The following is a 10349-nucleotide window of genomic DNA, read 5'->3' on the forward strand; positions in this document are numbered from 1 at the left end:
GGCGTCTTCCCGAGAAATGCGGCGCCGGTCATTGTCGCCGGGCCTTGGAGATGGATACTAAGCTATGCGGCGTTTTCTACTGTCGGCGACTTTGGCCTTGGCGGCCTGCAACGGGCTGGTGATAGATCAGGGTGTCGCAGGCCCCTATCGACTGGTCGCCACCGATGCGCAGGCGGAGCAGATGCTCTGCTATTCGCTCTCAGATGGAAACTGCGTTGAGCGAGTTCCCGCCACGGTGTTCGAGGTGGGCTACGACAATCGCTACGTTGTCGCCAGCGTTGATGAGGACAACGACGGCAGTCATCTGAGCTACTATTATATTGTACGGTCTCTCGATGGGCCGCTGGTGGATCCATCGGTTTCGGTTAAAGGCCCCTTATCCCTTCAAGAGTTCGAACGTGAACAGTCACGACTGGCCTTGCCGAAGGCAAGGCCAGTCGATTGATCAGAACGCCTCGGCCGGCATGGCCATCAGCACGTCGGCGCCGGTCTTCATCTTCTTCAGATGGGCTTCGGCGTCGGGCAGGATGCGCTCGACGAAGTAGCGGCCGGTCTGAAGCTTGTTGGCGTAGTAGGGGTCGGTCGAACCAGCCTCGACCTGCGCTTGCGCGACCTTGGCCATTTGCGCCCACATATAGGCCAGAGCCGTCAGGCCGAAGACGTTCAGATAGTCGGTCGAGGCGGCGCCGGCGTTGTCCGGATTGGCCATGCCGTTCTGCATCAGCCACATGGTGCCGTCCTGCAGCTTGGCCTTCATGTCGGCCAGGCCGTCGACGAACGGCTTGATCGCTTCATTGCCGCTGTTCTCGGCGACGAAGGCGTCGATCTCGCCGAACCAGGTCATGATGGCGCGACCGCCGTTGGCGGGCAGTTTGCGGCCGACCAAGTCCAGCGCCTGGATGCCGTTGGTGCCCTCGTAGATCATGGTGATGCGGGCGTCGCGCAGATACTGCGAGGCGGTGAAGTGTTCGGTGTAGCCCGAACCGCCATGCACCTGCATGCCCAGCGAGGCGACGTGGAAGCCCTTGTCGGTCAGATAGGCCTTCAGCACCGGCGTCAGCAGGCCCATGTAATCCTTGGCCTTTTGGGCCACGGCGGCGTCCTCGGACTTCTCCAGGTCGGCGTGAAGCGCGGTCCACAGGATGAAGGCCTGGCCGCCTTCGACGAAGGCCTTGGACTCCAGCAGCATGCGGCGCACGTCGGGGTGGACCATGATGCTGTCTGCCGGGCCGTCCGGGTTCTTCGGTCCGGTCAGCGAACGGCCTTGCAGGCGGTCCTTGGCGAACTCGACGGCGGCCTGATAGGCGGCGGTGCCGATGGCCAGACCTTGCAGGCCGGTGCCGAGGCGCGCCTCGTTCATCACGACGAACATATTGTTCATGCCGCGGCCTTCTTCGCCGATCAGCCAGCCCTTGGCGCCGTCGTACTGCATAACGGCGGTGGCGTTGCCGTGGATGCCCATCTTGTGCTCGAGGCCGGCGCATTCCAGGCTGTTGCGCTCGCCCAGCGAGCCGTCCTCATTGACCAGGAACTTGGGCACGACGAACAGCGACAGGCCCTTGATGCCCGGAACCGCGCCTTCGACGCGGGCCAGCACCGTGTGGATGATGTTGTCGGCGAAATCGTGCTCGCCCGCCGAGATCCAGATCTTCTGGCCGGTGATCGAATAGGAGCCGTCGCCGTTCGGCACGGCCTTGGTGCGCACCAGTCCTAAGTCCGTGCCGCACTGCGGCTCGGTCAGGTTCATCGTGCCCGACCATTCGCCGGTCGCCATCTTGGGCAGGTATTTCTGCTTCAGCTCTTCGGACGCATTGGCGTGGATGCCGGCATAGGCGCCGGCGGTCAGGCCCGGATACATCGAGAAGGCGGCCGAGGCGCCGGCCGTCATCTGACCGAAGGCCGAGGCCACCACGCTGGGCATGCCCTGACCGCCGTAGGCCGGGTCGGCGGCCAGCGCCATCCAGCCGGCTTCGGACATGGCCTTATAGGCTTCCTTCCAGCCCTTGGGTCCCGTCACCACGCCGCCCTCGGCCCAGTGACAGCCTTCCTTGTCGCCCGGATTGTTGATCGGGGCGATGACCTCGTCAGCGAACTTGGCGCCTTCTTCCAGGATCTGGCTGACCAGATCCGAAGAGACGTCCTGGAAGCCCGGCTGGTTGGTGTAGCGGTCGATCTCCAGCACTTCATTCAGGATGAAGGTGAAGTCGCGGACAGGCGCCTTGTAGGCCATGGATTACGCTCTTGCTTTGAAGGGGTGGTGGTGGTCGTGGTTGAGACGCGCGCGCAGCAGCTTCTCATAATCTTCGGCGCCCGGCAGCAGGTCGGGGCGGTGTTCGGACAGCTTGGATTCCATCCAGGCGCAGGCCTGTTCGGCCGTCTCGATGGCGCCTTCGATATCTTCCAGCTGCTGTTTCAGCGCCGCGATCTGGGCGCGGTGCCGCACCAGGGCCACGGCCATCTGATGGACGTTGTGATCCTTCTGATCATAGAGATCCATCATGTCCTGGATCTCCTGAAGGGTGAAGCCGATGCGGCGGCCCCTCAGGATCAGTTTCAGCCGGGCGCGGTCGCGCGCGTCATAGACGCGGGTCTGCCCCTTGCGCGCGGGCGTCAGCAGGCCCTTGTCTTCATAGAATCGAAGGGCGCGCGCCGTGGCGCCGAACTCGCGGCACAGCTGGCGAATGGAGTAGGTGCGGTGGTCGTCGGCGGTGGCCATACGTCTTCATAACTTGACGTGCGCGTAAAGGGAAGAGGCTTACGCGCACGTAAGGGTAAGCTTTTCTTTCGCGCCGACGATCAGGCATGAAAAAGCCCGGAGCCTGGGGGGAAGCTCCGGGCGCAAACGCCGGACTGCAGGGGGGAGAGGGGTCCGGCGTTCGATCTCTTTCAATCAGGCGCTGCAGCATTCAGGCTCTGCGGCGGCCCAGCAGCACGGGGACGGTGATGGCCAGCAGGACGGCGTTGACCGCCGCCAGTCCGAAGTCCTGGCTCAGCGCATGGATCATCATCATGGTCGCTTCCATGACGATCAGGCCGACCGCCGCCGTCAGCAGCAGGGGGCGACCCACCCGCCACGAGATCAGCGGGCTCAGCACGCCCATGGCCAGAACGATCTCGACCACGCCCAGGCCGCGCACCATGTTCTCGGGCGCGACGGCGGGCCAGCCCATCAGATTGATCAGGTTGGTCATCGGCTCTGTCAGCTTGGCGTAGCCGGCGGCGATGAAGAACATCGCGATCCAGCCCTGCAGCGTCCAAAGGGCGATGTTGGCGTAGGCGGCGCGGTTGCGCGACGGCGCGGTGGTAAAGGTCGAGGTGGTCATCGGGGAGGACGCCTGAAGGTCATGAACGGCTGCGATCCGGCCTTGGGGCGTTCCCCGGGGAGCCGTTCGCTGAAGCCTATATAGCGGCGCTTCAGACGGTTGTCATCATGCGATGACATCAACTGATGACATCAGCTGATGACTTTCTGTTACGGGGCGGGGGCATTGGGCCGATTCCCAATGCCCCACAAGGATTTGCGACGCGCGATTTCAGTCTTCGGGCTGCGGCCCCGGCGTCTGGACGATCAGGTCCCCGGGCTGGCAGTCCAGTTCGCGGCACAGGGCGTCCAGGGTGGAGAAGCGCACCGCGCGGGCCTTGCCGGTCTTCAGGATCGACAGATTGGCCAGGGTGACGCCGACGCGGTCGGACAGTTCGGTCAGGGACATCCGGCGTTCGAGCAGCAGCCGGTCCAGTTGGATCATGATCATGGCGCGCGCTCCTCAGACCGTGGTCAGCTGTTCGTCGCGCATGGCCGACCCCTGCCGGAACACCTCGGCCAGGATGAAAACCACCAGAATGCCCAGCCAGGAGCCCAGGTCGAAGTCATAGTCGGACGGCGATTGGCCGATGCTCTGCGGGGCGACGAAGACCAGCAGCAGCGCCGTCAGCTGAATGCCGATCAGGCCCAGACCCACGCCCTGCAGCCGTTTGACGTTGGCGAACTCGAAGGCGTCGCCCTGATTGACCGACAGCAGGATGCGTCGCAGCCTGTTGATGATCCACCAGGTGAAGCCGCAGGCCATCGCCGCGCCGAGGAAGGTCAGGCGACCTGTCCATTGCAGGGTGTTGTTCGGATCAGCGTGGGCGCCCTTTAGTCCGTCGATCAGGCCCGCACCGAAGCTGGGCACGATCAGGGTGAACAGGAAGACGAGGATGGTGGCGACAGCGCCGATCATCACGAACACATTGACGAAGCCCAGCAGCCAGCGCAGGGCGCTGGCGACGGAATATTTGCCGATCATCTTCATCTCGAAAGCCCTTCCATTCGGGTCGCCCTCCGCGACCGCCTTGGTGACTATCGATATGGATTTATCGATAAACGGGCAAGAACATTATCGATAAACGAGATGAAGCTTTCGTAAGGTTCGGCTTCAGGCGGTGAAGCCCCAGGCCAGACGCGCCGCCTCCAGTCGATCCAGCTTGGCTTGGAAGGGCGTCCAGTCGTCGGCGTCCGCGATGGCGGCCCAGATGGCCTCGACCTCGTCGATCAGCATCTCCTCCGGTTCGCGCGCCGCGAACATCGGGTGTTCCAGCCGTTCGATCCGGTCGGGCTCGTGTTCCATCAAGGCGAAGCGGAAAGCGTCGAAGGCCTCGCCCTGGTAATGCTTCGCGCGCGGTCCCGACAAGGCGCGCGCCGAGGAGGCGAAGCCCCCGAACCAGTCGAAGAACAGCGGCTCCCACCGTAGGGCCGCGCCGCCTTCGCGCAGTAGGGCCAGGGTCGTATCGACCAGCCGCTGATCCGCCGCCTCGCCCAGGCTGTGGACGCCCAGCCGCATCAAAAAGGCGGCGCGCAGCTCGTGGATATAGGCGGGACCGAAGCCGTTCAGCGCATCCGTCAAAGGCTCGACCTCGGCGACCAGTTTCAGACATCCGGCCAGCTGCGTCAGGTTCCAGAACACCGCCTCGGGCTGGCGCGCGAAGGCGTAGAGGCCCGTCTGGTCGAAATAGGCGGCGGTGAAGGCCGGGTCGTATTCGGGCAGGAACCGCCAGGGGCCGTAGTCGAAGCTCTCGCCCGTGACGTTCAGATTGTCGGTGTTCAGCACCCCGTGCACGAAGCCCGCCGCGATCCACCGCGCCGTCAGTTTCGCCGAGGCCTCGACGACAGCCCGCAGCAGGCCGGGCGCATCGCCGGCCGCCACGTTTGGGTGATACAGGCTGCGCACATGCTCGATCAGCGCCTCGATCTGGTCCCTGCGTCCCAGATAGGCCGCGCGCTGGAACGTCCCGAACCGCACATGGCTGTGCGACAGTCGCACGAGCACGGCCGACCGCGTCGGCGACGGCTCGTCCCCGCGCTCCAGCGCCTCGCCGGTTTCAATCAGCGAAAAGGCGCGGCTGGTCGGGACGCCTTGCGCCTCCAGCATCGTCGCCGCCAGCACCTCGCGCACCCCGCCCTTCAGGGTCAGCCGCCCATCGCCGCCGCGCGACCAGGGCGTCTGGCCGGTGCCCTTCGTTCCCAAATCCATCAGCCGACCCGAGGCGTCGCGCATCTGCGCCGCCAGGAACCCGCGCCCGTCGCCCAGATCGGGATTGTAGTGCCGGAACTGATGCCCGTGATAGCGCATGGCGATCGGACCGGGCTGCCCAGGCAGAGGCTCGAACCGCCCGAACGCCGCGATCCATTCCGCCTCGCTCAGCCCATCCAGCCCGACTTCGGTCGCCGCGCGGTCGTTGCGAAAGCGCAGGATCGTCCTCGGAAAGTCGGCGGGCTGAACCGCATCGGCATAGTCCGCGCCCAAATCAAAAAAGCGCGGTTCGGGGCGATAGGCGGGGGACACGGGCATGGCAGTCTAGGTGCGGCGGTCGCGCCGGTTTCGCAAGTCGTCTCACGGCGACGGTTGGGGTTGAACCTTCTTTCAGGTTCCGTATTCTTGTGCGCAGAGATCAGGTCGCTCCGCGCGGCCAGGCTGGCGCGCTCGACGCTCGAGCGACGAATCCGGTCCGACGCCCGTCGATAACCTGGCGTCACGACGAAACTTCCGTTCGATTGGAGGCCGCCGTGGCGCGCAAACTGACACTCGATTTCCTCAAGACCGAGGCCGCATCCGGCTCGGCCCTGGCGCTGGCCGCCATCGCCGCCGTGGCGATCGCCAATTCGCCCTGGTCGGCCGACTATTTCGCCTGGCTGAAGAGCTACCACGTCTTGCAGATCGGCCCGATCCGGCTGGAGGAGACGATCTCCGACTGGATCAAGGAAGGTCTGATGGCGATCTTCTTCCTCGTCGTGGGGCTGGAGATCAAATACGAGATCGTGCGCGGCGAACTCAGCGACCCGAAGAAGCTGGCGACGCCGGTGCTGGCGGCGCTCGGCGGCATGGCGGGGCCGGCGGCGGTCTATCTGCTGCTGTCCGGCGCCATCGGGGCGCCGCACGCCGGCTGGCCCATCCCGCTGGCCACCGACATCGCCTTTGCGCTGGCCATCTTCGGCTTCGTCGGCAAGGGCTTGCCGTCTTCGCTACGGGTCTTCCTGCTGACCCTCGCCATCGTCGATGACCTCGGGGCCATCGCCCTGATCGCCGTGCTGTTCAGCGAGGGCGCGAACTGGACGCCGCTGTTCTGGGCGCTGGGCGCGCTGGCCGTCGGCGCGGTCGCGGCGCACCGTATCCGCATTCCTGCGCCGTTCTGGGTGCTGGGGTTCGCCCTGGTCTGGTATCTGACGGTGCTGTCGGGCCTCAGCACCTCCCTGACCGCCGTGGCCTTCGCCATGATCGTGCCGATCAAGGGGCGCGCCGAAGATGGTCAGAGCCCGTTGAAAGAGGCGATGCACGATCTGCATCCGTGGAACGCCTTTTTGGTCCTGCCGCTGTTCGCCTTCGCAAAGGCGGGCGTCTCCTTCGCCGGCCTGTCGATGGAGCAGGCGTTCGCGCCCCTGGTCATCGCCATCGCCCTGGGCCTGTTCTTCGGCAAGCAGATCGGCGTTCTGGGCGCCGCCTGGCTGGCCTCGGCGTTGAGGATCGGCGCGCGGCCGACGGGCGCCAGCTGGCTGCAAGTTTACGGCATCTCCCTGCTATGCGGGGTCGGCTTCACCATGAGCCTGTTCATCGGCGTTCTGGCCTTCCCCGGCGCGGTCGATTCGCCCGAACAGGTCGAGGTCAAGCTGGGCGTCATCGGCGGCTCGATCCTGTCCGCGATCGCGGCGGCCCTGGTGCTGGGTTTCGCTGGTCGCGGTCGTGAGATCGACCCCGCCGCCTTACAGCCCGAGGTGGAGCCTCTGGGGCCGAAAGACGGGCAAAAACTGACCTAGCGTCAGCGTTTTCTGTCGCTTCCTCGACACACAAAGGCGAATCCACGGCGAAAAATGGTCGCGGGTAACAACGCTCGCTTGTCGGTCGGCCCGAACCGCGCTTAGCCTGTCCCTAACGAATGATCCCCCACGTAGGGGACGTCGAGGGAACAGGAAACGCTGCGATCGCCACTGGCGTCGCGGCTTCAGCCGGGAGGACGCCTATGCGCCGCAATCTTCAACTCAGGACCACCGTGTCCGCCGCCGTCATGGGCGCCGCCGTCATGGGATTCGCCGGCGTCGCCGCCGCGCAGGAAGCGCCCGCCAGCGTCGACGACATCATCGTCACCGCCCAGAAGCGTGAGCAGAGCCTGCAGGACGTGCCGATCGTGGTCACGACCCTGTCGCAGGAGCTGCTGGACGGCGCCGGCGTGCAGGACATCAAGGATCTGCAGATCCTGACGCCGGGCATGACCGTCACCTCGACCCAGTCGGAAGCCTCGACCACCGTGCGCATCCGTGGCGCCGGCACCGTCGGCGACAACCCCGGCCTGGAAAGCTCGGTCGGCGTGGTGATCGACGGCGTGTATCGCTCGCGCAACTCGGTCGGCTTCGGCGACCTGGGCGAACTGAGCCGCATCGAGGTGCTGAAGGGGCCGCAGGGCACCCTGTTCGGCAAGAACACCTCGGCCGGCGTCATCAACATCATCACAGAGCGCCCGTCGTTCGACCCGTCGATCTCGGCGGAGCTGACCGGCGGCAACTTCGGCGCCATCGGCGGTTCGGTTTCCGTCACGGGCGGCCTGACCGACCAGGTGGCCGGTCGCCTGTTCGTCGCGCACCGCGAGCGTGACGGCTTCTACGACGTCAACAACGGCGACGGCCCCAACACCCGCAAGGACGACCAGACCCAGGACTACTGGACCACGCGTGGTCAGCTGCTGATCCTGCCCAGCGACGACGTCTCGGTGCGCCTGATCGCCGACTACACCAAGCGCGAGGAATACTGCTGCGTCGCCGTGCAGACGCGCGTCGGCCCGACCCAGGCCTTCATCGCCGCCCTGACGGCGCCGAACGGCCCAGGCCAGCGTCCGCCGGTCGCCGGCTTCGGCACGGTGCCCTTCTCGCGTCTGGCCTATTCCAACCGCGAGACGCCGCAAGAGATCGAGGACATGGGTCTGTCGGCGGAAGCGACCATCGACTTCCCCAGCATCAACGCCACCCTGACGTCGCAGACCTCGTGGCGCGACTGGTCGTTCCAGCAAGGGATGGACCTGGACTACACCGGCGCCGACATCCTGTACCGCGCCAACGACGGGTCGAACGGCTACGGCGTCGACAACCTGACGCAAGAGTTCCGCCTGGCCGGCACCTCGGACAAGCTGGACTGGCTGGTCGGTCTGTTCGCCACCAAGGAAGGCGTCTACCGCGACGACAGCTATGTCTATGGCTCGGACTACAACGCCTTCGCCTCCCTGCTGCTGACGGCGTCCCTGCCGGCGGCCGTGGGCGGCCCCAGCCCGTCGCGCCTGGGCTGCTTCACCAATCCGAACGGCTTCCTCGTCGGCACCGCCGGCGCGGCCGCGGGCCAGCCGCTGTGCGTGATCGGCGCGGTGCCGCCCAGCGCCGCAGCCCCGACCTTCGGCGTCGGCAAGGCCTATGAAGACCACTATTCCCAGAAGTCGGAATCGGTCGCCGTCTTCACCAACAACACCTATCGGGTGACCGAGGCCTTCGATATCAACCTGGGTCTGCGCTACACCTACGACAGCAAGCGCCTGCTGGGCATCCAGGACAATCTGAGCACCAACGGCGCGGCCTGCGGCGGCGCCCTGGCCAACCAGATCGCGGCCAACCGCACTGTGTCGCCGATCCCCGGCACCGCCAACGTCGCCACGCCGGCCGCTGCGCTCGGTCTGTTGTGCCTGCCCTGGTCCAACCCGCAGTACGACGGTCGCCGGATCCAGGAGAAGTTCAGCGACACCGACCTGTCGGGCACAATCAAGGCGTCCTACCGCTTCAATCCGTCGATCATGGTCTATGGCTCGTATGCGCGCGGCTACAAGGGCGCGGGCTACAATATGGACCGGGTGCAGACGGGCGTGACGCCGGACGCCTCGCTGTTCTTCAAGGCCGAGACCGTCGACAGCTATGAGGCGGGCGTCAAGACGACCCTGTTCGACCGCACCATGCTGCTGAACGTCACCTACTTCGACCAGAAGTTCGAGAACTTCCAGCTGAACACCTTCCTGGGCACCGCCTTCGTGGTGGAATCGATCCCGGAACTGACCTCGCGCGGCGTCGACGCCGACATGGTCTGGTTCACCCCGGTCGAGGGCCTGAGCTTCCAGGGCGGCGTGACCTACACCGACGCCAAATACGGCCAGTTCGGCGCCGGCGACCTGTCCAGCCCCGGCCGCTTCCCGCAGCTGTCGCTGCTGCCGGGCGCGCGTGCGTCCTTCGCTCCGGAATGGTCGCTGACCGGCGCCCTGGCGTTCGACCGCGAACTGGGCGGCGGCCTGCGCGGCGGCTTCAACCTGTCGGCCAAGTATTCGACCGAATACAACACCGGCTCGGACCTGCTGCCGTACAAGAACCAGGACGCCTTCACCGTCGTCAACGGCCGGGTCTCGATCGGTTCGGCGGATGAGCGCTGGACGCTGGAGGTCTGGGGCCAGAACCTGCTGGAAGAAGAATACACCCAGGTCGGCTTCGCCGCGCCGCTGCAGGGTACGGCCTTCACCAACACCACGACGCCGCAAGCCAACGGCACATTCTACAACCAGGCCACCGACACGGCGACCTACAACGCCTACCTCGGCGCCCCGCGCACTTACGGCGTGACGCTGAAGGTCAAATACTGATCGCCGGCCTTCGAGGCTGACCGACCAAGGGCCGACCGGGAAACCGGCCGGCCCTTTTTCGTAGGCGCTAAGGTCAAGGGTCGTGGCTGTCCGGTCTCGAAGGCGGCCCGACATGTGTCCTCAACTCGCCGCAGCGAGAGCGGGGCGTCTTCTCGCCTCCGTGATGATGAAACGCCAAACGCAAACAGGGGGCCCGGAGGGCCCCCTGTCGCCGTTTC

At 65.7% G+C, this 10349-nt stretch carries 9 protein-coding genes; 3 read left to right on the forward strand and 6 right to left on the reverse strand.

What is annotated here, in order from left to right:
• Positions 1–64 precede the first annotated feature (64 nt).
• Entirely contained in the window at positions 65–445 is a 381-nt protein-coding gene (locus BVE01S_RS10010; RefSeq protein WP_066626969.1) for a DUF3997 domain-containing protein, read from the forward strand.
• Here BVE01S_RS10010 and BVE01S_RS10015 read toward each other — a convergent pair whose 3' ends face one another.
• The 6 genes from BVE01S_RS10015 to BVE01S_RS10040 form a co-directional block, all read right to left on the reverse strand.
• On the reverse strand, positions 446–2230 hold the full coding sequence (locus BVE01S_RS10015; protein ID WP_066626971.1) for an acyl-CoA dehydrogenase C-terminal domain-containing protein: 1785 nt from the start codon (positions 2228–2230) through the stop codon (positions 446–448).
• Positions 2231–2233: 3 nt separating this feature from the next.
• Positions 2234–2716: a MerR family transcriptional regulator gene (locus BVE01S_RS10020; protein WP_039244783.1), complete on the reverse strand. Its 483-nt coding sequence runs from the start codon at positions 2714–2716 to the stop codon at positions 2234–2236.
• A gap of 190 nt (positions 2717–2906) precedes the next feature.
• Entirely contained in the window at positions 2907–3323 is a 417-nt protein-coding gene (locus tag BVE01S_RS10025) for a DoxX family protein (RefSeq protein WP_066626973.1), read from the reverse strand.
• A 210-nt stretch (positions 3324–3533) separates the two neighbouring features.
• The gene (locus tag BVE01S_RS10030; protein ID WP_039244779.1) at positions 3534–3752 is read right to left on the reverse strand and encodes a helix-turn-helix domain-containing protein; all 219 of its coding nucleotides are present in this window, start codon (positions 3750–3752) and stop codon (positions 3534–3536) included.
• 12 nt (positions 3753–3764) lie between these two features.
• Positions 3765–4292, reverse strand: coding sequence for a DUF2975 domain-containing protein (locus tag BVE01S_RS10035; protein WP_066626977.1), 528 nt, complete (start codon positions 4290–4292; stop codon positions 3765–3767).
• Between the two features lie 123 nt (positions 4293–4415).
• Entirely contained in the window at positions 4416–5828 is a 1413-nt protein-coding gene (locus BVE01S_RS10040; RefSeq protein WP_066626980.1) for a protein adenylyltransferase SelO, read from the reverse strand.
• 215 nt (positions 5829–6043) lie between these two features.
• Here BVE01S_RS10040 and nhaA point away from each other — a divergent pair, with 215 nt between their 5' ends.
• The gene (nhaA, locus tag BVE01S_RS10045) at positions 6044–7288 is read left to right on the forward strand and encodes a Na+/H+ antiporter NhaA (protein WP_066627016.1); all 1245 of its coding nucleotides are present in this window, start codon (positions 6044–6046) and stop codon (positions 7286–7288) included.
• Positions 7289–7491: 203 nt separating this feature from the next.
• On the forward strand, positions 7492–10131 hold the full coding sequence (locus tag BVE01S_RS10050; RefSeq protein ID WP_066626983.1) for a TonB-dependent receptor: 2640 nt from the start codon (positions 7492–7494) through the stop codon (positions 10129–10131).
• Positions 10132–10349 lie beyond the last annotated feature (218 nt).

Source organism: Brevundimonas vesicularis NBRC 12165 (assembly GCF_001592205.1).
In the GTDB taxonomy this organism is placed as follows: domain Bacteria; phylum Pseudomonadota; class Alphaproteobacteria; order Caulobacterales; family Caulobacteraceae; genus Brevundimonas; species Brevundimonas vesicularis.